The 20,746-nt window shown below is 72.8% G+C and carries 19 protein-coding genes; 10 read left to right on the plus strand and 9 right to left on the minus strand.

From position 1 onward, the window contains the following. Positions 1-55: 55 nt before the first annotated feature. Positions 56-745 (minus strand): hypothetical protein, encoded by a 690-nt coding sequence (locus RF640_RS01470; protein WP_368826273.1) that lies wholly within the window; start codon positions 743-745, stop codon positions 56-58. Between the two features lie 148 nt (positions 746-893). Between RF640_RS01470 and RF640_RS01475 the strand changes: the two genes are divergently transcribed. Beyond that, a complete protein-coding gene (locus RF640_RS01475) occupies positions 894-1,445 on the plus strand; it encodes a MarR family transcriptional regulator (RefSeq protein ID WP_336650136.1) in 552 nt (183 codons plus the stop codon). A gap of 120 nt (positions 1,446-1,565) precedes the next feature. On the opposite strand, the gene RF640_RS01480 is transcribed toward RF640_RS01475, so the two are convergent. The 3 genes from RF640_RS01480 to RF640_RS01490 all read right to left on the minus strand — a co-directional run bounded on the left by RF640_RS01480 (position 1,566) and on the right by RF640_RS01490 (position 5,600). Then, positions 1,566-3,125 carry a CoA-acylating methylmalonate-semialdehyde dehydrogenase gene (locus RF640_RS01480; RefSeq protein WP_368826275.1) on the minus strand — a complete coding sequence of 520 codons (1,560 nt, stop codon included), beginning with the start codon at positions 3,123-3,125 and terminating at the stop codon, positions 1,566-1,568. Positions 3,126-3,160: 35 nt separating this feature from the next. Further along, a complete protein-coding gene (gene mmsB / locus RF640_RS01485) occupies positions 3,161-4,081 on the minus strand; it encodes a 3-hydroxyisobutyrate dehydrogenase (protein WP_368826277.1) in 921 nt (306 codons plus the stop codon). A gap of 121 nt (positions 4,082-4,202) precedes the next feature. Next, complete coding sequence (locus RF640_RS01490; protein ID WP_017831831.1) at positions 4,203-5,600, minus strand: MFS transporter; 1,398 nt, start codon at positions 5,598-5,600, stop codon at positions 4,203-4,205. 177 nt (positions 5,601-5,777) lie between these two features. On the opposite strand from RF640_RS01490, the gene RF640_RS01495 reads away from it, so the two are divergent. Continuing rightward, on the plus strand, positions 5,778-6,707 hold the full coding sequence (locus tag RF640_RS01495; RefSeq protein WP_368826279.1) for a LysR family transcriptional regulator: 930 nt from the start codon (positions 5,778-5,780) through the stop codon (positions 6,705-6,707). A gap of 17 nt (positions 6,708-6,724) precedes the next feature. On the opposite strand, the gene RF640_RS01500 is transcribed toward RF640_RS01495, so the two are convergent. Next, positions 6,725-7,606 carry an NAD(P)-dependent oxidoreductase gene (locus tag RF640_RS01500; protein WP_126346782.1) on the minus strand — a complete coding sequence of 294 codons (882 nt, stop codon included), beginning with the start codon at positions 7,604-7,606 and terminating at the stop codon, positions 6,725-6,727. Next, the gene (locus RF640_RS01505) at positions 7,603-8,991 is read right to left on the minus strand and encodes a four-carbon acid sugar kinase family protein (RefSeq protein WP_368826280.1); all 1,389 of its coding nucleotides are present in this window, start codon (positions 8,989-8,991) and stop codon (positions 7,603-7,605) included. Before RF640_RS01505 ends, RF640_RS01500 begins: the two co-directional genes overlap by 4 nt. A gap of 258 nt (positions 8,992-9,249) precedes the next feature. Between RF640_RS01505 and RF640_RS01510 the strand changes: the two genes are divergently transcribed. The 7 genes from RF640_RS01510 to RF640_RS01540 all read left to right on the plus strand — a co-directional run bounded on the left by RF640_RS01510 (position 9,250) and on the right by RF640_RS01540 (position 16,770). Next, on the plus strand, positions 9,250-9,969 hold the full coding sequence (locus RF640_RS01510) for a FadR/GntR family transcriptional regulator (RefSeq protein ID WP_368826281.1): 720 nt from the start codon (positions 9,250-9,252) through the stop codon (positions 9,967-9,969). Between the two features lie 26 nt (positions 9,970-9,995). Then, positions 9,996-10,856, plus strand: coding sequence for a class II fructose-bisphosphate aldolase (locus tag RF640_RS01515; RefSeq protein ID WP_368826283.1), 861 nt, complete (start codon positions 9,996-9,998; stop codon positions 10,854-10,856). Positions 10,857-10,978: 122 nt separating this feature from the next. Beyond that, entirely contained in the window at positions 10,979-12,055 is a 1,077-nt protein-coding gene (locus tag RF640_RS01520) for an aldo/keto reductase (RefSeq protein WP_368826285.1), read from the plus strand. Between the two features lie 93 nt (positions 12,056-12,148). Beyond that, positions 12,149-13,153: a lysostaphin resistance A-like protein gene (locus tag RF640_RS01525; protein WP_368826287.1), complete on the plus strand. Its 1,005-nt coding sequence runs from the start codon at positions 12,149-12,151 to the stop codon at positions 13,151-13,153. A 106-nt stretch (positions 13,154-13,259) separates the two neighbouring features. Continuing rightward, complete coding sequence (locus RF640_RS01530) at positions 13,260-13,787, plus strand: PadR family transcriptional regulator (protein WP_109244497.1); 528 nt, start codon at positions 13,260-13,262, stop codon at positions 13,785-13,787. Next, positions 13,784-14,548 carry an ABC transporter ATP-binding protein gene (locus RF640_RS01535; protein WP_284563073.1) on the plus strand — a complete coding sequence of 255 codons (765 nt, stop codon included), beginning with the start codon at positions 13,784-13,786 and terminating at the stop codon, positions 14,546-14,548. The genes RF640_RS01530 and RF640_RS01535 overlap by 4 nt, the downstream gene beginning before the upstream one ends. Continuing rightward, the gene (locus RF640_RS01540; protein WP_368826290.1) at positions 14,545-16,770 is read left to right on the plus strand and encodes an FtsX-like permease family protein; all 2,226 of its coding nucleotides are present in this window, start codon (positions 14,545-14,547) and stop codon (positions 16,768-16,770) included. The genes RF640_RS01535 and RF640_RS01540 overlap by 4 nt, the downstream gene beginning before the upstream one ends. Before the next feature lie 109 nt (positions 16,771-16,879). Here the strand turns inward: RF640_RS01540 and RF640_RS01545 are convergent, their stop codons facing one another. The 3 genes from RF640_RS01545 to RF640_RS01555 all read right to left on the minus strand — a co-directional run bounded on the left by RF640_RS01545 (position 16,880) and on the right by RF640_RS01555 (position 19,414). After that, a complete protein-coding gene (locus RF640_RS01545; RefSeq protein WP_095650667.1) occupies positions 16,880-17,179 on the minus strand; it encodes a hypothetical protein in 300 nt (99 codons plus the stop codon). A 123-nt stretch (positions 17,180-17,302) separates the two neighbouring features. Next, positions 17,303-18,859, minus strand: coding sequence for an LTA synthase family protein (locus tag RF640_RS01550; RefSeq protein WP_368826292.1), 1,557 nt, complete (start codon positions 18,857-18,859; stop codon positions 17,303-17,305). A gap of 294 nt (positions 18,860-19,153) precedes the next feature. Next, positions 19,154-19,414 carry a GlsB/YeaQ/YmgE family stress response membrane protein gene (locus tag RF640_RS01555; RefSeq protein WP_133409484.1) on the minus strand — a complete coding sequence of 87 codons (261 nt, stop codon included), beginning with the start codon at positions 19,412-19,414 and terminating at the stop codon, positions 19,154-19,156. A gap of 223 nt (positions 19,415-19,637) precedes the next feature. Here RF640_RS01555 and RF640_RS01560 point away from each other — a divergent pair, with 223 nt between their 5' ends. Beyond that, the gene (locus RF640_RS01560) at positions 19,638-20,744 is read left to right on the plus strand and encodes a zinc-binding dehydrogenase (RefSeq protein WP_031282172.1); all 1,107 of its coding nucleotides are present in this window, start codon (positions 19,638-19,640) and stop codon (positions 20,742-20,744) included. Positions 20,745-20,746: the final 2 nt, after the last annotated feature.

Raw genomic sequence — 20,746 nt, forward strand, 5'->3', positions numbered from 1 at the left:
GGCGGCGTTGCGGGGCCCTTCCAGGGTAGCGGCCCGGCACGCGCGGCCCGGCGGTTCAGCAGGCCTCGGCGAGCGCGCGGCCGGTCCCGTCCGCAGGAGAGGTCGCCGGAGAGTGCGCGGAGGAGTGCGCGGGGGACGTCGCGGGGATGTCGCCCAGGTGCAGCAGGTCCACCACGTCCGCCTCGTCGAGGGCCGCCTCGCGGGCCAGGAGGGTGATCGGCACGCCGTGGCGCACGGCCAGGCGGAGCTCGTCGCGCAGGGACTCGAGGGCCTGGTCCAGCCGCCAGCGCTCGGCCTCGAGGCCGGCCTCGTAGGCGCACAGGCGCCGGGCCTGCTCCTGGGTGTCCGGGGCGGCAAGAGGCCCGGCGTCCGCCAGGGCCTGGTCGAAGGACCACTCGGCGTTCTCGACCCGTCCGGCCGCGGCGAGGACGCGCCGGGTGAAGAACGGGCGGAACAGCATCGCCTCGCCGTCGGGGACGATCGAGGGCACCGTGCCTCCGGGGACCGGCGTCTCCTGCAGGAAGCCGCAGGCGCAGGCGTGCACCCGCCGGCCGTCGATCGCTGCCTGGGCCACGGCGTGGTTGACGTGGTCCTGCACCTCGGCGAAGTCGAGGGTGCGCACCGGCATGGGCTCGCCGCAGTGCACGGGGGCGGCGGCAACCGCCCCGGGGTCGTTCCGGACCGCCCGGAGGGGGGAGGGGGCGGCCTTCTCGGCGGTGGTCCCGGGGTGCTGCTGCTGGCTCATGTCTCGACCTCTTCCTCACGTATCCTGCGGTGTTCCTCTGCGACTGCGTGCGCTCCCTCACAGGACCACACGATCCCATCGAACAGCAGTGTTACTAGTTTGTCTAGTTATCAGTCCTTCTGATTTGTAGATCCCCTACACTGGACGCATGAGCGCACATCCCAGCACCTCGTCCGGCTACTGGTACGCCGCCGAGGGTGACCGTCCTCCGGCCGTGCAGGTGCTCGAGGCCCTGCGGGCCTACCGGGCGGCCGAGTCCGCCATGCGGCTGCGCACCCGCGACTCCATGGGCATGGGGGAGAAGGACGTGCTGGCCCTGCGCTACCTGCTGGAGGCCGACCGCGCCGGGACCCCCATGAGCCCCCGGGACCTGGCGAGCAAGCTGGGCATCTCCTCGGCCTCCACCACCACGCTGCTGGACCGGCTCTCCCGCAGCGGCCACGTGGCCCGCCGCCCCCACCCCACGGACCGGCGGGCGCTGGTGATCGTGGCCACCCAGGAGGCCGACTGCGAGGTCCGCTCCACCCTGGGCGCCATGCACGAGCGGATGCTCCGTGCCGCCCGGGACCTGTCCGCCGAGGAGGCCGCCACCGTGACCGCCTTCCTGCACGCGATGGCCGAGGCGGTCGAGGCCGTCGACGAGCGGCAGCTCCACGAGCACGTCGAGGACTGCCGGCACCCCGGACCCGGGGCCGCCTGAGCCGGCGCCCGCAACATCGGCGACGGCCTCAAGAGCTGACCGGGGCGCGCACGCCGGTCCCCGCCCTCCGAACCGAGGGCGGGGACCGGCGTCGTCATGGCCGGGACCCCGGCGGACCCGTCAGTGGGTCGGGAAGCCCAGGTTGATCTGGGACTCCGAGGGCTCGGGCCAGCGCGTGGTCACGAGCTTGCGGCGGGTGTAGAAGTTGAACGCCTCCGGCCCGTACATGTGGGTGTCGCCGAACAGGGAGTTCTTCCAGCCGCCGAACGAGAACGCGCCGATCGGCACCGGGATGGGGACGTTGACCCCGACCATGCCGACCTCGATCTCGAACTCGAACTGCCGGGCCGTCTTGCCGTCGCGGGTGAACACCGCCACCCCGTTGGCGAACTGGTTGGTGTTGATCAGCCGCACGGCCTCCTCGTAGGTGTCCACCCGCACCACGGACAGGACCGGGCCGAAGATCTCCTCGTCGTAGGCCTTCATGCCCGGCTTCACGTGGTCCAGCAGCGAGACGCCGGTGAAGAACCCCTCGCCGTCGAACTCCTGCCGGGTGCCGTCGACGACGACGGTCGCCCCCTCGGCCTCCGCCCCGGTCACGTAGCCGTTGACCCGGTCCAGGGCCGCCCTCGTGATGAGCGGGCCCATCTCGGAGGCCGGGTCGGTGCCGTCCCCGATGGTCAGCTTCGCGATCCGCTCCTTCAGCCGCTCGATCAGCGGGTCGGCCACGTCCCCCACGGTGACGAGCACCGAGACCGCCATGCAGCGCTCCCCGGCGGATCCGTAGGCGGCCGAGATCGCGGCGTCGGCGGCCCCGTCCAGGTCCGCGTCCGGCATGACCACCATGTGGTTCTTCGCCCCGCCCAGGGCCTGGACGCGCTTGCCGTGCTGCGCCGAGGTCTCGTAGATGTACCTGGCGATGGGGGTGGAGCCCACGAAGGACACGGCCTTGACCAGGGGGTTGGTCAGCAGCTCGTCCACGGCCTCCTTGTCCCCGTGCACCACGTTGAGCACCCCCGGGGGCAGCCCGGCCTCGGCGAAGGCCTCGGCGATCCACACCGCCGCCGAGGGGTCCCGCTCGGAGGGCTTGAGGATCACGGTGTTCCCGGCGGCGATCGCGGTGGTGATCATCCACAGCGGGACCATGGCGGGGAAGTTGAACGGGGTGATGCAGGCGACCACGCCCACCGGCTGGCGGGTCTGGTGCACGTCCACCCCGGTGGCGGCCTGCTCGAGGAACTCCCCCTTCATGTGGTGCATGAGTCCCGCGCAGAACTGCACGTTCTCCAGCCCGCGGGCGACCTCGCCGGCCGCGTCCGAGAGGACCTTGCCGTGCTCGGCGGTGATGATGGCGGCCAGCTCCGGGGTGCGCTCCCGGATGATGTTCTCGACCTTGAACATGATCGCCGAGCGCTTCGACAGTCCGGTGGCCCGCCATCCGGGCAGGGCGAGCTCGGCGGCCTCCACCGCGGTGGCGACGTCCTCGGCGGAGGCCAGCAGCACCTGCTTGGCCACCTGCCCGGTCGCGGGGTTGTAGACGTCCGCGGTGCGCCCGGGCCCGCCGTGGCGCTTCCCGTCGATGAAGTGCTCGATGACCGCGCCGGTGGTGCCGGGGTCCTGGGCGCCCCGCTCGGCGTCCTGCTGCGCGCGGGCCTCGGCGTCCTGCTTGGTGTTCTGCATGGTGTCCTCCTCGGTCGTGGTGGTCTCGGCGCCGTTCAGGCCTTCTCCGGGTCCCAGCCCGGGATCTTCCCGTCCGGCGCGGCGTACTTGGTGATGAGGGAGCAGTCCTTGTCCCCGAGTCCCTCGTCGATGAGCTGCTGGAGCCTCTCCGCCACGAGCTTCGCGGCGGGCAGCTCCACGCCGGTCTGCTCGCCCGCCATGAGCGCCAGGCCGGCGTCCTTGGCGGCGAGGGCGGCGCTGAAGGTGGCCTCGAAGTTCTTGTTCGCCGCGGCGGAGTCCACGATCCCGGGCACGGGGTACCAGGTCTGCAGCGCCCAGGAGTTGCCCGAGGACACCGAGGCGATGTCCCAGAACACCTGCGGGTCCAGGCCCAGCCGGTCGGCGAGCACGGAGCCCTCGGCGCAGGCCTCGAGGCAGATGAACAGCATCATGTTGTTGACGATCTTGGCGGCCTGGCCCGTGCCGGCGTGGCCCGTGGCCACGATCTTGCGGGCCATGGGCTCGATGAACGTCCGGGCCTGCTCCACGACGTCGGGCTTCCCGCCGACCATGAAGGTCAGGGTGGCCGCGGCCGCGCCGCTGATCCCGCCGGAGACCGGAGCGTCCACGAAGCGGAAGCCGGCGTCCTCGGCGGCCCGGTGGAGCTCCTCCGCGGTCTCCACGTCGATGGTGGAGCTGTCGATGAGCAGCGCGTCCTTCGGGGCGAGCGCGATCACGCCGCTGTCGCCGAGGTAGACGGCGCGGGCGTGCTCGCCCTTGGGCAGCATCGTGAACACGACGTCGGCGCCCTGGAGGGCCTCCTCCAGCGTGTCGAAGGTCTGCACGCCGCGGTCGCGGGCGGCCGCCATGGCGTCGGCGCTGACGTCGTGGCCGCGGACGTCGTAGCCCGCCCCGGCGAGGTTGGCGGACATCGGGTTGCCCATGTGGCCGAGGCCGATCCAGGTGATGGTGGTCATCGGGGAGTCCCTTCTGCAAGGTGTCGAGGGTGTCGGGAGCTGGGGGTCGTGCACAGCGCGCCCAGCGGCGGACCGGGGAGCCGGTCCGCCGCTGGGCGCGGGTGGGTGCGGAGGTCGGGGATCAGGAGGTCCGGTCCTCGGCGGACTTCTCCTCGGAGAGCCGGCGCCGGTCCTCGGCGTCGATGTCCTGCAGGGAGATGCCCTTGGTCTCGCGCAGCGTCCACACCGCGAAGAGGGTGATGAGACAGGCGATGGCGATGTAGATCGCGATCGGCACCCAGGAGTTGAACTCGCGCAGCAGGGCGGTGGCGATGATCGGGGCCAGCGAGCCGGCCACGATCGAGGTCACCTGGTAGCCCAGGGAGACGCCCGAGTAGCGCATCCGGGTGGGGAACATCTCGGCCATGATGGCCGGCTGCCCGGCGTACATGAGCGCGTGGATCATCAGGCCGATGGTGATGGCCGCCAGGATGATGAAGCTGTTGTCCGTGTTGAACATCGGGAAGGCGATGAACGCCCAGAAGATGCCGAGGAAGGCGCCCGCGGCGTACATCGGGCGGCGGCCCACCCTGTCGGTGGCCCGGCCGACGAGCGGCACGCAGATCGCGTGGATCACGTGGGCGATCAGCAGCAGGAGCAGGATCCGGCTGGTGTCCACGTCACGCTGGGTGGACAGGTAGGTGATCGAGAAGGTGACCACCACGTAGTAGAGGATGTTCTCGGCGAAGCGCAGGCCCATGGCGCCGAAGACGCCGCGGGGGTAGCGGCGGAAGACCTCGCCCACGCCGTAGGCGGCGGACTTCTCCTCGCGGACCTCCTGCTGGGCCTCCTTGAAGATCGCGGCGTCCGTCACGTGGGTGCGGATGTAGTAGCCGATGGCCACGATGACGATCGAGAGCCAGAAGCCCACGCGCCAGCCCCAGGAGAGGAAGGCCTCCTCGGAGAGGGTGAAGGACAGGGTGAGCAGCACGACGGTGGCCAGCAGGTTGCCCAGCGGCACGGCGGCCTGCGGCCAGCTGGACCAGAAGCCGCGCTCCTTGTTGGGGGAGTGCTCGGCCACGAGCAGGACCGCGCCGCCCCACTCGCCGCCCACCGCGAAGCCCTGCACGAAGCGCAGCACCACCAGCATGGCGGGGGCCCAGTAGCCGACCTGCTCGAAGCCGGGCAGGCAGCCCATGAGGAAGGTGGCGGCGCCGACCATGACGATCGAGATCTGCAGCAGGTGCTTGCGCCCGTACTTGTCGCCGAAGTGGCCGAAGACGATGCCGCCCAGCGGGCGGGCGATGAAGCCGACCGCGTAGATCAGGAACGCCTTGAGGATGCCGTCCAGCGGGTTGCCGGTGTCCACGAAGAAGAGCTGGCCGAAAACCAGGGTGGACGCGGTGGCGAAGAGGAAGAACTCGTACCACTCCACGACCGTGCCGGCCATCGAGGCCGCCACGACCTTCTTCAGCCCGCCCCGGTTCTCGGGGGAGTCGTTCGGGTCCGCCGACGCGGCGACCCTGTCCTCGGTGCTCATGTGGTTCTCCTCCTGCTGGGGAAACGGTGACGGTGGTCACAATGTTTGCCTACAGTGTGCGGATATGTGGTGCGCTTCACAATGACCATGCGCTCGCGGCGCCTGTGCAAAAATGCACATGCCGCCCGGACGTGTGCGTTCCCCCGGGCCGGTCCAGCCCCCGGGAGGAGAAGCCCCTTGTCGCACGGTGCCGACGACCTCCTGCTGCTGCTCGCGGTGGTCCGCCACGGCTCCTACGCCGGCGCCGCCGCGGACCTCGGGCTCAGTCACACGACCGTGTCGCGGCGGATGGCGGCGCTCGAGAAGACCGTGGGCGCCCGGCTGCTCGTGCGCACCGGGGAGATGTGGGAGCCCAGCGAGCTGGGCCGGAAGTTCGTGGCCGCCGGCGAGGAGATCGAGGCGGCGCTGGGCTCCCTCCCGCTCGGCGCAGGCGGGCGCGGCAGCACCGTCAACGGCGTGGTGCGGGCGCTGGCCCCGGACGGCTTCGGCGGCGTGGTGATGGGCGCGGCCATGCGGCGGCTCATCGAGGAGCACCCCGGGGTGCGGCTGGAGATGATCAACGCGGCACGGCGGGCGCAGACCAACCCGGTGGGCATCGACCTGGAGGTGGTCGTCGGGCGCCCGGAGGTCTCCCGCAAGGAGGCCTTCCACCTGGCCGACTACTCCCTGGGCGTCTACGCCTCCCAGGACTACCTGGCCGCCCACCCGGCCATCCGCACGCCCGACCAGGTGCAGGAGCACCCGCTCATCTACTTCGTGGACTCCATGCAGGACGTCGCGGAGCTGGACATCCCGCGCCGGCGGTTCCCGCGGATGCGCCAGGGCGTGGGCGCGACGTCCTCCGTGGTGCACGTGGAGCTCACCCGGGCGGGCGCCGGGGTCGGGCTGCTGCCCTGCTATCTCGCCGAGCGGGCCGGGGACCTGGTCCGGCTCTTCCCCCAGGAGCTGTGGTTCCCCGTGGAGTACTGGGTGGTCTCCCGCGCCGACCTGCTGCGCCGGCCCGCCGTGCGGGCGGTCATGACCGCGATCCGCGCGGCCGTGACCGACATGAAGGACGAGCTCATCGCCGCCCCGGCGGCGCAGTCCCCGGCGAGCTCCCGCGACTGACCGCGTGCGTGCTGCCCCTACCGGGAGCGGAGGATGTCGAAGACCGAGGAGTCGTCGTGCCGGCCGTGGCCCTCGCGGCGGCCGCGCACGTAGAGCTGCTCGGCCGCCGAGGCCAGCGGCACCGGCTGGGCGACCGCCCGGGCGGCGTCGGTGACCAGGCCCATGTCCTTGACAAAGATGTCCAGGGCGGAACGGACCTCGGCCTGCTCGCCCTGCAGCATCCGCGGCCCGCGGTCCTCGAACATGAAGGACGTGGCGGCCCCGGTCGAGAGGACCTCCAGGCACTGCGCCGGGTCCAGGCCCATGGAGTCCGCCAGGGCCAGCGCCTCGCCCGCCACGGCGATGTGCACTCCGCACAGCAGCTGGTTGACCACCTTGAACCGCTGCCCGTCGCCCACCCGGGGGCCGACGAGCGGGGCGTTGGCGGCCATCGCGTCCAGCAGCGGCCGGACCGCCGCGACGTCCTCGTCCGCGCCGCCGACCATCACGAGCAGGTCCCCGGTGGCGGCGCGCGCCGTGCCGCCGGACACCGGGGCGTCGACGACCCGCCGGATGCCGCGGCCCTCGAGGCCCTGCACGGCGGACTCCACGGCCTGGGGGCCGACGGTCGCCATCACGAGCAGGACCGTGTCCGGGTCCAGGGCGTCGGCGATGCCGCGCTCGCCGAACAGGACGTCGTGCAGCTGCGCCCCGGTCGCGACCATGACGACGACGACGTCCGCGCCGGCCGCCGCCTCCCGGGGGTCGACCAGCAGCTCCAGGGCGGCGCCCACGACCTCCCCGGCGCGGGGGGAGACGTCGAAGCCGCGGACGGGGAAACCGGCGCGGGCCAGGGTGAGGGCCATGGGGGCGCCCATGGCGCCCAGCCCCAGGAAGCCGACGGACAGGGGTGTGCTCATGACGGGTTCTCCTGGGGATCAGAGGTGCGGGTGTGTGCGGCGGCCCGGTCGAGGACCTCCACGACGTCGGCGAGGGCACTCTCGGTGCCCACGTTGCCGGGGAAGACCACGTAGGGCCCGCCCCGGGTGGTGTCCGGGGCATCGGTGGGTTGGAACATGGAGATCTGGCCGGGGAAGAACTGGCCGGCCACGGTGGCCCGGCGGATGCCGAGACCGCGGTGGGCCACCTCGTGGGAGGTGATCCCGCCCTTGGCCACGACCCACGCCGGGCGGGCCTGCGCCACCCCGTGCACGACCTCCACGAGCGCGTCGGAGACCGACCGGGCGATGGCCAGCGACTCGTCGGGGTCGTCCGTGCGCACGAGCTCGCGGCTGGTCCACACGACCGCGTCGCTGGTCCGCAGCGCCTCGGTGATCCGCGCGACGGCGTCGGCCACGTAGCCGGGGCGGGCGTCGTCGTCGAGCAGGGTGGGCACGTGGAGCTCGACCTCGAAGAGGTCGCGGCGGGTCCGCAGCTCGGCGAGCTGGCGGTTGGTGAGCCCCACGTGGGAGCCGACCGCCACGAGTCCGTGCGGCAGCCGCCCGGGGCCCACCACGATGTCCTCCGGGCCGAGCTCGCGCGAGCCGGTCAGCCCGGCCAGGGGCCGCACGAAGGACGGGCCGCACCGGGTGACGAACGTGCGGCCCTCGGCCTCGAGGACGGCCAGGGCCTGCGCCACGGTGTCGAGGTCCGCGTACTCCGTGGCGTTGACGACCACCCAGGCCCGGTCCCGGGCCCGGCGCAGGATGCCGGCGACCGCGTCCACGCCCCCGGAGCGGATGTCCGTCAGGCCGAGGGAGAGGATCGCGTCCCGGTCCAGCGTCCCGCCGGAGCGCTCCACGAGGAAGTCCTTGAGGTCGGAGGAGGAGTAGCCGAAGGTGGCGTCCGCGGCGAAGTCGGTCTCCCCGACGGGCATCGGGCGGCCCTGCAGGACCGCGTAGTGGACGTCGTCCTCGGTGTAGCGGCCGGCCTCGAGCATGGCCGGGGCGAGGAGGAACCCGTCGACCGCCACCCCGTGCCGGGCGAGGACGTCGGCGAGGGCCGTGGGTTCGGCGATGACGTGCCCGCGCAGGGTGGAGTCGCTGCGGGAGACGAGGTGGGGCAGGGGCAGGTGCTCGGCGGTGAGGGCCTCCAGCACCGCGGAGACGAGCTCGGTGTTGATCGCCACGGCCTCGGCCTCGGGCCGGGCCCGGCTGTTGGTGAGCACGAAGCAGGTGCGCCCGGGGTGCCGGACGACGTCCAGCACGGGGGCGGGGTCGAGCTCCAGGACGACGTCGACGTCGTGGACGCACTGGGAGCCGGTCGGGTCGTCGTCGAGCACGAGCAGGGTCCGGGGAACGGTCATGCGGGGACTTCCTCTCGGGGAGCGGTCAGGACGGTCCTCAGGTCCTGGCCGGTTCCGCACCGACACTCCACCTGTAAGATGTCAGACATGCTATGTGTCGTGGGACACGTGGTCAACGGCAGGAATGCCGCGCGCGGCCGGGGGAGTCGCCCCTCGACTGCTCGGACATCTGACATTCCCTGGTTGATAGGATCCCCTGTCACGGGCGGAGCACGCAGGAGCTGCCCTCCGCCGTCCACCTCACCGCAGAGGAGCACCATGGCCCGCCCGTCCCTGGTCGACCAGGTCGCCGACGCCCTCCTCGACCGGATCGTCGCCGGGGACCTGCCCCCGGGCTCGGTGGTGCCCGGCGAGATCGACCTCAGCGCGGAGCACCAGGTCAGCCGCATGACGGTGCGGGAGGCGGTCAGGACCCTGGGCGCCCAGCGCATCCTCCGCGTGGAGCGCGGACGCGGGACCTTCGTGAACCCCGTGTCCCAGTGGGCGTCCCTGGACGCGGTCATCCGGGCGGTCTCCGAGGGGCAGGACGACGCGGCGGCCGCCGTGCAGCTGATCGAGCTGCGCCGCTTCCTGGAGGCCGGCGCCTGCGAGCTGGCGGCCGGACGGCTGTCCGCCGCCGAGCTGGCCGGGCTGGCCCGGGACGCCGACGCCATGGAGGACGCCCACCGCGCCCAGGACGTGGCGGCCTTCGTGCGCGCCGACCTGCGCTTCCACGAGCGCATCCTGCAGGCCTCCGGCAACGTGTTCATCGCCGTCCTGTTCGCACCGCTGCACCGGGTGCTGGAGGAGCGGCGGGCCCAGACCTCACGGGTGCCCGAGATCCAGGCCCACGCCATCGACGAGCACCGCAGGATCGTCGCCGCCCTGGGCTCCGCCGACCCCGTGCGGGCCCGCCGGGCCATGGACGAGCACATGCAGCAGACGCTCGCCGATCTGAAGACCTACGTGCTCGGGGACCTCTCCCCGGCCGACCGCTGAACGACACCTGACGAAGGACTGTGCCCGTGCGCGCCAACCTGCTCGACGTCGTCACCTCCGCCCTCGACGCCCGCACCGCCGTGCCGGCGCTGAGCACCTACGACTTCACCACGGCCCAGGCCGTGGTGGCCGCCAGCGAGCGCGCGGACCGCCCCGTGATCCTCCTGGTCCCGCCCAAGGCGGCCGCCGGGACCGGCGGCCGGCGCCTCGTCACCGCCCTGCGCCACCTGGCCGACGACGCCGCCACCCCCGTGTGCGTGCAGCTGGACCACGCCGTCGACCTGGGGCTCGTCGAGCAGGCCGTGGCGGCCGGTGCCGACGCCGTCCTGGCCGACGGCTCCGCCCTGCCCCACGCCGAGAACGCCGCGTTCGTCGCCCGCGCCCGCGAGCTGGCGGGCCCCGGCGTGGTGGTCGAGGCGGAGCTCGGCGGCCTCCCCGGCGACGAGGACACGGCCCGGATCTCCGCGGCCGGCGGCATGACCGATCCCGATGCGGTCCCCGCCTTCCTGGCCGCGTCCGGGGCGGACCTGCTGGCGGTGAACGTGGGCAACGTGCACGGGCACTACCAGGGCACCCCGCGCCTGCACTGGAGCCGCCTCGAGCAGATCTGCGAGGCCGCCGACCGCACCCCCCTCGTGCTGCACGGCGCCTCCGGTATCCCCGAGACCATGCTGGTCCGCGCGCCCCTGGCGGGCATCGGCAAGATCAACATCAACACCGAGCTGCGCTCGGCGGTCCTCGCCGCCCTGGCGGACCGGCTCGAGGAGCGCCGGCACGAGGGCCTGGACCTCTGGGCGCTGCTGGGCGACTGGACCGGGGCGGTGCGCGAGTTCACCGCGCTGGCCCACGCGCTCACCACCGCCGAGGCCCGCTCCAGGAATTCCTGAGCACCGGTCCGTCGTTGTCGCCTACCGTGCCCCGGGGCCCGGTCCGCCGGCCGCCTCCGGAGCGCCGGCAGGCACCACCAGCACGCACCACCAGCACCGATCACGACCAGAGGAGTTCCCCCATGGAGTACACCCGACTCGGCAGTTCCGGCCTCTACGTCTCCCGGCTGGCCCTGGGCACCATCCCCTTCGGCTCCGGCGGAGGGTTCGAGAAGATCGCGGGCCTCGGCCCGGACGAGGCCCGCCGCCAGGTCGACGAGGCCCTGGACCGCGGCGTGAACTTCATCGACACCGCCAACCTGTACTCCGCCGGGGACTCGGAGCGCGTCCTGGGCGAGATCCTCGGGAACAAGCGGGACGACGTGGTCCTCACCTCCAAAGCGCGGACCCCCACCGGGGACGGCCCGAACGACGGCGGCGCCAGTCGCCTCCACCTCACCCGCGCGGTCGAGGACAGCCTCGAGCGGCTGCGGACCGACCACCTCGACCTGCTCTACATCCACCAGTGGGACGGGCAGACCCCGATCACCGAGACCATCGCCACCGCCGACGAGCTGATCCGGGCCGGGAAGATCCGGTACTGGGGCGTGTCCAACTACAACGGGTGGCAGCTGGCCAAGACGGTCTACGAGGCCCGGGCCGCGGGGCTGCAGGGCCCGATCGCGCACCAGGCGTACTACACGCCGGAGGCCCGGGAGATCGAGTACGAGATCGTACCGGCCGCCCGGGACCTCGGGATCGCGACCTTCGGGTGGAGCCCGCTGGGCGAGGGGCTGCTCAACGGCAGGGTCCGCCGCGGCGCCGAGACCCCGGCCGACACCCGCCAGGGCACCGGCTGGCCGGAGCCCCACGTGGTGGACCGGGACCGCGCCTACGACCTGATCGAGCTCTTCGACGAGATCGCCGGGGAGCTCGGCTGGACGATCCCCCAGGTGGTGATCTCCTGGATCCTGGGCCGCCCGGGCATCGACGGCACCGTGATCGCCGCGCGGAGGTTCGAGCACCTCACGGAGGACCTCGACGCCGCCGAGCTGACGCTGCCCCAGGAGGCCCGGGACCGCATCACCACGGCGTCGCAGCTGCCCGCCTACTACCCGCTCTGGCACCGGCTGCTCAACGGCCAGGACCGGCCTGAGCCCGCGGAGGCGGAGTTCTACGCCGAGCAGCGGGGCCACGTCTTCGGGGAGGAGCAGACCTGAGCCCGGGGCGGTCCCCAGGTCCACGGTGATGGGCCCCCCGGCTTCCACCTCGGGGTGGATTTCCCGGGACGGCCCGAGAACTACTCTGTGGCCATGACCTCGTACCCTCCGCCCCGGCCGGCGCCCTGGCAGACCGGTGCCCCGTCCGCTCGCCTGGGCGGCGGGACTCCGGTTCCGCGACCCGGCGGTCCGACGACCGCGGCGCCGCTCACCCACTCGGAGTTCTACCGGACGCCCCGCAACCGCTGGTGGAAGGGTCTCATCAGCATCCTGGCCGTGAGCGCGGCGATCCTGCTGATCTCGGTCGTGGTGTCCTTCGGCGCCGTGGCGATCGAGCTCCTGCGGGGCACCATGAGCACGGAGGAGATCGCGAGCGGACAGATCGGGATGACCCCGGTGCTGCTGCTGGCCACCAACCTGGCGCTGATCGCCTCGGCCGCCGTCGCGGTGGTCCTGCACCGGTACCTGCACCGGCAGCCGGTCGGCACCCTGCACGCGGTGGAGGGTCGCTTCCGGTGGGGTTGGCTGGGGCGGGCGGCCGTCGTCGTCGTCCCCCTGTTCGTGGGCTACGCGGCGGTGGTGGCGCTCCTCGAGGCCCCGGGGCCGCTGGCCCTGGACGCGACCGCCTGGGCCTTCCTCGCGATCGTCCTGCTGACCACACCCCTGCAGGCCGCGGCCGAGGAGTACGTGTTCCGCGGGGTGATCCAGCGCGCGGCGGGCTCGTGGGTCTCCGGGGCGGTCCCGTCCCTCGTGCTCGGCACCCTGGTGAGCGCGGCGGCCTTCTCGATCGCGCACTTCGCCTCGGACGGGTGGCTCATCGCGTACTACTTCGTCTTCGGGGTCGCGATGTCGCTGCTGACCCACTTCACGGGCGGGCTCGAGGCGGCCTCGCTCGTGCACGCGGCGAACAACGTGGTGCTGTTCCTGGTGTCCACGCTCACGGGGCAGATGGGCGAGGCGGTCGACCGCTCCGCCGGCGTGGGCGGCCCGTTCATGCTGGCGCCGATGCTCGTCATCGCCGCCGTCGCGGCCGTGCTGATCCTGCTCGGCCGGCGGCGGGGACTGCAGCGCCGGGCCGTGCCGCCGGCGACCGCCTGAGGCCGCGCCGCGGCCGCACCTTGATGGGACCCCGCGGCCGACACGACGTGCACCGGCCACAGGACCCTGTCGCGTTCCACTATGCACTGGGTGTATAGATGGGGGCATGAACAATGCGCTGACCCTCCTGGGGCTGCTGCGGCGGGAGCCCAGCTACGGGTACGACCTCAAGCACGCCTACGACCGCTACTTCGGCTCGCAGAAGCCGCTGGCCTTCGGGCAGGTGTACTCGACCCTGGCCCGGATGATCCGGGACGAGCTGATCCGGGCCCTGGGCGAGGAGCCCGGGGCGGGCCCGGACCGGAAGAAGTACGAGATCACCCCGGCCGGGCAGCAGCGCGTGGAGCAGTGGCTGCACACCCCTGATGTGCCGTCCCCGACCCTGCAGAGCGAGCTGTTCGCCAAGACCGTGATCGCCCTGCTGGTCGACGACGACGCCCAGCGGCTGCTGGACGTCCAGCGCGCCGAGCACATGGCCCGGATGCGGGAGCTGACCCGGCTCAAGCGCGAGGGCGACCTGCTGCAGGTCCTGATGTGCGACCACGGGCTCTTCCACATCGAGGCCGACCTGCGCTGGATCGAGCTGACCGGCGCCCGCCTCACCCACCTCAAGAAGGAGCTGACGAACGCATGACCCCCACCCCTGTTCCCCTGCTGTCGGTGCGCGGAGTGCACAAGGACTTCGGCGCCACCCCCGCGCTGCGCGGCGTCGACCTCGAGGTGCTCCCCGGCGAGGTGCTGGCCGTGATGGGCCCCTCCGGCTCCGGCAAGTCCACCCTGCTGCACTGCATGGCCGGGGTCATGGTCCCGGACCGCGGCACGGTCAGCTACGCCCGGCCCCTCGACCGATCCGCCGCCCGATCCGCCGACCGATCCGCCGACCGGCCCGCCGCCCGGCACGAGCCGGCGGTGGTGCTCAGCGAGCTGGGCGAGGCGGCGCGCTCGGCCCTGCGGCTGCGCGAGTTCGGCTTCGTCTTCCAGTACGGGCAGCTGCTGCCCGAGCTGAGCGCGGTGGACAACGTCACCGTCCCGCTGCTGCTGGCCGGCACCGGGCGCCGGGCGGCGCTGCGCTCGGCCGCCGAGCTGCTGGGACGGCTGGGACTGTCCGGGCAGGAGGACAGGCTGCCCGGGGAGCTCTCCGGCGGCCAGGCCCAGCGGGTGGCCATCGCCCGGGCGATGGTCGGCGAACCGGCGCTGCTGTTCGCCGACGAGCCGACCGGGTCCCTGGACTCCCTGGCCTCCGAGACCGTCCTGGAGCTGATGCTCGAGCTGGTCCGGGAGGCCGGCACCACCGTGGTGATGATCACCCACGACCCCCGCACGGCAGCCTACGCCGACCGCGAGGTCGTCGTGCGCGACGGCATGATCGGCGCCGACCAGTGGGTCGCGGCGTGAACCCGGCGGTGCTGCGGCTCGCGCTGGTGGGCAGCCGCTCCTCGCTGGGCCGGCTGGCCGGGATCGTGGGCGGGGTGGCGGTGGGGGTGTGCCTGCTGCTGCTGGTGTGGGGAGCGGGCCAGGGCATGATCCAGCGCGATGCGCGCGCCCTGTGGCTGGACGCGGACCGCGTGCCCGCAGTGGTCGCCGCCGCCGGTGCCGAGGGCTCCGCCGCGGCCGAGGAGGCCCGGCCGGTGCCGCTCACCGCGGACACGGCCCTGGTGGACCGCGCCGACGAGGTGTTCCGGGACCAGCTCGTCCAGCGCCGCGACGTCGCCGTCACCGAGGACTCCGCCGTGCGGATCCCCGGGATCGGCGCGCCCCCGGAGCCGGGGACGTACTACGCCTCCCCGGCCCTGCAGGACCTGATCGAGTCCACCCCGGCCGATCAGCTCGGGGACCGCTTCGGGACCCTCGCCGGCGCGATCGAGGACACGGCCCTGGCCGGACCGGACTCCCTGGTGGCGGTCAGGGGGGCCGAGGAGGCCGAGCTGCGGCAGCGGCCGGCCGCCGCGATCGTCCCCGACTTCTCGGTCAACTCCTTCGCGGACAACACCGGCAACTACCGCACCCTGATGGTGGTGGGCGGCATCGCCGTGCTCTTCCCCGTGCTGCTGCTGATCAGCATCAGCACGCGCCTGGGCGCGGCCCAGCGCGCGGAGCGCTTCGCGACCCTGCGCCTCATCGGGGCGAGCCCGCGCACGGTGGCCGGCATCGCGGCGGTCGAGATCGCCGCCACCAGTCTCCTCGGCTCCGTGCTGGGGGTCGTGGCCGCCGCCGCGGTGCGCCCCCTGGCCGCCCAGCTGCCCGTCAACGGCACGAGACTTCACCCGGCCGACCTGGCCGTCGGACCGGTCACGACCGCGGCGGTGGTCGCCGTGGTCGCCCTCGCCTCCGCCGCCGTGGCGGGCCTGCGCACCCTCCGCGCCGGGATCGGCCCCCTGGGTGCCGCCCGCGCCCAGGCCGAACCGGCGCCCACCGCACGGCGGACGGTGCCCCTGGCGGCCGGGCTCGCGGCGATGGGCACCGGCGTCCTGCTCGCGGACACCGGGCGCCTCGACCCCGGCGCGCTCGAGGTGCTGCTGATCGGAGGGTTCGGTCTCACCGCGGTGGGCATCGTCGTCGTCGGACCCTGGCTGACGCTGCTGGCCGCCCGGATCGGGCTGGCCCGCGCCTCCGGCGCGGCCGCCGTGATCGCCGCCGGACGCATCCGGCTCACGCCCCGGGCCACCTTCCGCTCCGTCTCGGGACTGGTGATCGGGGTGTTCATGGTCTCCGTCTTCGCCGGCGCCTCCAGCAGCGTGGGCCCGGACGAGACGCCCTCGGCCGGCCCCGGGATGCTCCCGTCCGCGAGCGTGCACACCTGGATGGAGCCGGACCGGGCGCTCGCGGACGTGACCGGGCTCGCCGGGAGGGCCGAAGGCCTCGACGGGGTCCGGGACACCGTGGTGGGCTGGACCCGTCCCGCGGCGGACCCCGGCGGCAGCGCCGAGATCCTGCTCACCGCTGCCGACGCCACCGTCCTGGGGTTCGAGGACGTTTCGGCCGCCCCGGTGGTCGCCGTGGACGCCGCCTTCTTCGAGACCCACACCGAGGAGCCCCTTCCGCTGACCGCCGCCCCCGTGACGGACCTGCAGGGGCTGGTGCCGGCACTGCTGGTGGTGGACACCGACGGGAGCCCCGGGGCCCTCGACCGTGCCCGCACTGTGCTCACCGCGTCGGGGCTCAGCACCACCGCGGCGGTCTCCCGGGCCGACGCCGCCGCCACCGGCGGCGCGGAGCTGGTCCGGAGTCTGTCCGTGCTGGCCTACGCCGCGGCGTTCGTGGTGGTGGTCATCGCCGGGATCTCCCTGGCCGTGGCCACCGCCGCGGCCGTCATCGACCGCCGGCGGGTGCTGGGGCTGATGCGCCTCATCGGCATGCCGCTGTCCGCCCTGCGCGGTGTGGTGGTGCGCGAGGCCGCCGTGCCCCTGGCCGCGGTGCTGCTGCTCTCGGCCGGGCTGGGGTTCTGCGTGGCGTGGCTGCTCGTCACCGGTCTCGACGACAGCCGCACCGTCAGCTGGCCCGGTCCGGCCTATCTCGCCGCCCTCAGCGCGAGCCTCCTGCTCGCGCTGGTGGCGATCGCCGCCGCCTGCGGGATGCTCCGCACGAACACCGCCATCACCACCACCCGCTTCGAGTAGGGGCCGCGGGGCCCTGCAATCGCATGGGCGGGGCAAGGGGACGGGCCGCTCCGCCGGCGAGGGGCGGGTGCGACCCGTGGGCAGTGCCCACGGGTCGCGATCCGGGGCACTAGAGTTCGCGGTCCTCCACGACGTCGAGGTCGCGGAACGTCGGCTCCCCGTCCATGAGCTCGCGCATCTTCCCTGCGTACTCCTGGGTCTGCGGGAGCTCGGAGTTCTCCATGGCGGACTCGTAGGAGTCGAAGGAGACGATCTCGTAGTAGCGGCTCGGGTCCTTGCGGTCCTGCGTCAGCAGGACGCGGCGGGCCGTGCGGTTGCCCTGCGAGGCCCGCTCCCACTCCGCGACGACCTCGGCCACCTCCTCCGGCCGCGAGGTGGTGTATTCGATCAGCTGGATGAAGGCCATCATGCACGCTCCTTGGAATGCGACCCCTCCCGGGCCACCAGTCTAGGCCGGGGCGGGCGGGCCACCCAGGGCCGCGGACAGATGACGGAGCGGGATTCCGCCGCCGGGCGAGGGGGCCGGGCAGCGCTACTCGGCGGCGGTCTCGCCTGCCCAGGCCTCCGCGTAGAACGGCGCGGAGCGGGAGTCCAGCAGCTCGGCGTAGAGCTCCGGCTGCATGGCCTGCGCCGAGTCCTCCGGGACCGTCGGGGCGAACGCGGACACGCCCAGCCCGGCCGCGCGGTCCTGCAGGGTCAGGCCGGCGGCCTCCAGGAGCGTGGGGTACATGCTCAGCTGGTCCACGCCGGGGCGCGGCGTGCTGTTCCCGTCCGCGCCCGGGACCCAGATCCGGTTGAAGATGGTGCGGTTGTCGTGGTGGTCCAGCTGCTCGTGGAAGGCGTCGCCGGCGCTCATGTGCTTGAGGTGGTCGCCCATGATCACCACGGCGGTGTCCTCGAGGTAGCCCTGCTCCTCCATGTGCTGGACGAAGCCGGCCACCTGGGTCATGGAGCAGAAGAACGCGGAGGTGACCTCGTTCTGCGTGTCCACGGTGCAGTAGTCGTAGATGTGCACCGGCTCGTGGGTGTCCAGCGTCAGCACGGAGAGGTTGAACGGCCGGCCGGTCTCCTCCGCCTCGGCGTGCAGCTCGTCGATCTTGTCCGCGGCGTGGGCCATGAGGCGTCCGTCGCTCAGGCCCCAGTCGCCGCGGAAGCTCTCCTCCGGGTCACCGGCGGCGCGCCAGTCGGAGAGGTCCTTGACCTCGTCGTAGCCGTGGCTGCTCAGGAAGGTGTCCTTCGCGGCGAAGGAGGCGTTGGCGCCGCCCAGGAAGACGCTGCGGTATCCGTGCTCGTCCAGGACGTCGCCCAGGCAGGTGGTGCCGCCCAGGTAGGTCTCCACGTCCCCGCCGAGCTCGTTGAGGGCGCCGCTGTCCGCGGCGGAGCCCATGCCCTTCAGCGGGATGCCGCACTGCGTGGCGGTGAGACCGGCCATGGTCCAGCCCCCGCCCCGGTACTGCTGGAGGTCCGCCACGCTCTGCCAGCCGTCCGAGGCCTCGGTGACCTCCTTGAGCGGGGCGAAGGCGTCCTTCTCGAAGTGCTCGTCGTTGGCGAGGGTCTGCTCGCCGGACTCGAGGTAGATCAGCACCAGGTTGCGCCGGTCCTGATCCCCGGTGACGGCCGGCGCCGTGTAGTAGTCGCCGAGGTCGTACTCGGAGTTCCCCGCCCTGATGTAGTCCCGCACGCCCACCGTGGTGGCGAAGGCCGTGGTGCCGCCGATCACCAGCGTGCCCACCAGGGCGGTGGTGAGGGTGCGCATGATCCACCGGGTGCGGCGAGGGCGCGGGTCGTGGCCGTGCTGGCGGCGCCGGCGGCGCCGGACGTGCTGCCACAGGGCGATCCCGGCGGTGAGGAGCAGGGGCACCACGCCGATCCCCAGGATGCCCATCCAGACGATGGCTCCGCCCCCGCCGTCCATCTCCACGGAGACGAGGTTCAGGAGCATCTGGCCCACGGAGATCTCGCCCCAGTAGTACCGGATGCCGGCGGCGGCGATGAGCAGCGCGAGCCCCGCCCAGATGAGGACGTAGACCAGGAAGTGCCCGAGGACAGCGCCGACCCGGCGGATCACGTGAAGATTTCGATCGGACATGGCACCACCTCGCGTTCCAGGTGCGCGCGTGGTCGCCGAACGCCCTTGACATCAAACCGTTCTCGGGTGCATAGAACCCTAGTACCGATTCGTAACCTGTTCAACAGCGATTCACCCGGGAATGCGGAACAGTTCACCTCCGCATGCACCGCACGGCCGTCCGTTCAGGGGAGGCAGGCTTCGCGGACTTCTCCGAGACGGCCCGCGATCCGACCGGTGCCCAGCAGGGGCACGGCCGGCTCGCGGGCCGTCTCGGAGAAGTCCGTGGACGCTACCGGGCTGTCCGGTGAGCGGTCAGCGCACGGCCTTGCTGCGCCCGGCCACGCCCTCGGCCACGCCGATGAGCAGCACCGCGGCGACGACGGCCACGATGAAGCCCAGGACGTTCAGCTCGAAGATGTCCCCGGTGCCCAGCGCACTGGCGATGACGCCGCCGATCACCGAGCCGGCCAGGCCGAGCAGCAGCGTGGCGATCAGGCTGAGGTTCTGCTTGCCGGGCTTGATCAGGCGGGCGAGGGCGCCGATGACGAGGCCGGCAACGATGAATCCGATCATGGGTGATGTCTCTTCTCTGTCGTGGTTCCCGATGAGGACGGGACGGGGGGAGGGTTCTCGGGGCAATGTCGCCCATCGATCCTACGCATACTCAGCCGACTGTCGAACTGGCCCTCGAGAGCCGCGTCCGCGGCGGGGCGAACGGGCGCACGTCCTCGATCATCGGAGAGTCGGGCGGTACGGTGAACGGCGTCACACCCGTGCACCGATTCCGGAGGTCGTCGTGAAGATTCGTGGAGCCGTCCTGGAGACCATGGAGGCCTCCGCCCCGTACGCCGAGTCGCAGCCGCTGCGCGTCGAGGAGCTCGAGCTCGGCGAGCCCGGGCCCACCGAGCTGCGGGTGCGGATCACCGCCGCCGGGGTGTGCCACTCCGACCTCTCCGTGGTCAACGGCAACCGGCCGCGGCCCCTGCCGATGCTGCTGGGACACGAGGCGGCCGGCGTCGTCGAGCACGTGGGCGCCGAGGTCACCGACCTGGCCGTGGGCCAGCACGTGGTGATGGCGTTCCTGCCGCGCTGCGGCGAGTGCGCCGCGTGCAAGACCGAGGGGCTGCTGCCGTGCACGGTCGGCTCGAAGGCCAACGCCTCCGGCACCCTCATCGAGGGCTCGATGCACCTGCGCTCCGAGACCCGCGGGAACGTCTACCACCACCTGGGGGTCTCCGGTTTCGCCACCCATGCCGTGGTGGACCGGCGCTCCGTGGTGCCCGTGGGCGAGGACGTCCCGGGCCCCATCGCGGCCGTCATGGGCTGCGCGGTGCTCACCGGGGGAGGAGCCGTGATCAACGCGGCGCAGGCCACCCCCGACGACGCCGTGGCCGTGGTCGGCCTCGGCGGCGTGGGACTCGCCGCGGTGCTGGTCGCCAAGGCCGTGGGCTGCCGCCGGGTGATCGCCGTGGACGCGCTGGCCGAGAAGCTGGAGCTCGCCAAGGAGTTCGGCGCGGACGAGGCGCTCACCCCGGACGAGCTCGTGGCGCTCGAGGACAAGCCGCGCGTGGTGATCGAGGCCGCCGGGCACCCCCGGGCGTTCGAGACCGCCTTCAACGCCACCGCCGTGGGCGGGGTGACCGTCACCGTGGGCCTGCCCGCGCCGGGGGCGATGTCCCAGATCGAGCCGCTGAAGATCACCGCCGAGGCCCGCCAGATCATCGGCAGCTACCTCGGCTCCGCCGTGCCGGCGGTGGACATCCCCAAGTACGAGCAGATGTGGCGGGACGGCGTGCTGCCGCTGGAGAAGCTCATCACCTCGCACATCACGCTGGACCAGATCAACGAGTCGATGGACGAGCTGGATGCGGGCCGGGCGGTGCGACAGGTGATCGAGTTCTAAGC

Origin of the sequence: Kocuria sp. CPCC 205231, from assembly GCF_040980965.1 — a bacterium.
In the GTDB taxonomy this organism is placed as follows: domain Bacteria; phylum Actinomycetota; class Actinomycetes; order Actinomycetales; family Micrococcaceae; genus Kocuria; species Kocuria rosea.

Coding starts and splice junctions, on each gene's coding strand:
- RF640_RS01520 (WP_368826285.1), top strand. CDS start 10,979: ATGGAGTACACCCGACTCGGCAGTTCCGGCCTCTACGTCTCCCGGCTG.
- RF640_RS01475 (WP_336650136.1), top strand. CDS start 894: ATGAGCGCACATCCCAGCACCTCGTCCGGCTACTGGTACGCCGCCGAG.
- RF640_RS01510 (WP_368826281.1), top strand. CDS start 9,250: ATGGCCCGCCCGTCCCTGGTCGACCAGGTCGCCGACGCCCTCCTCGAC.
- RF640_RS01550 (WP_368826292.1), bottom strand. CDS start 18,859: ATGTCCGATCGAAATCTTCACGTGATCCGCCGGGTCGGCGCTGTCCTC.
- RF640_RS01545 (WP_095650667.1), bottom strand. CDS start 17,179: ATGATGGCCTTCATCCAGCTGATCGAATACACCACCTCGCGGCCGGAG.
- RF640_RS01525 (WP_368826287.1), top strand. CDS start 12,149: ATGACCTCGTACCCTCCGCCCCGGCCGGCGCCCTGGCAGACCGGTGCC.
- RF640_RS01490 (WP_017831831.1), bottom strand. CDS start 5,600: ATGAGCACCGAGGACAGGGTCGCCGCGTCGGCGGACCCGAACGACTCC.
- RF640_RS01500 (WP_126346782.1), bottom strand. CDS start 7,606: ATGAGCACACCCCTGTCCGTCGGCTTCCTGGGGCTGGGCGCCATGGGC.
- RF640_RS01530 (WP_109244497.1), top strand. CDS start 13,260: ATGAACAATGCGCTGACCCTCCTGGGGCTGCTGCGGCGGGAGCCCAGC.
- RF640_RS01480 (WP_368826275.1), bottom strand. CDS start 3,125: ATGCAGAACACCAAGCAGGACGCCGAGGCCCGCGCGCAGCAGGACGCC.
- RF640_RS01470 (WP_368826273.1), bottom strand. CDS start 745: ATGAGCCAGCAGCAGCACCCCGGGACCACCGCCGAGAAGGCCGCCCCC.
- RF640_RS01555 (WP_133409484.1), bottom strand. CDS start 19,414: ATGATCGGATTCATCGTTGCCGGCCTCGTCATCGGCGCCCTCGCCCGC.
- mmsB (WP_368826277.1), bottom strand. CDS start 4,081: ATGACCACCATCACCTGGATCGGCCTCGGCCACATGGGCAACCCGATG.
- RF640_RS01535 (WP_284563073.1), top strand. CDS start 13,784: ATGACCCCCACCCCTGTTCCCCTGCTGTCGGTGCGCGGAGTGCACAAG.
- RF640_RS01505 (WP_368826280.1), bottom strand. CDS start 8,991: ATGACCGTTCCCCGGACCCTGCTCGTGCTCGACGACGACCCGACCGGC.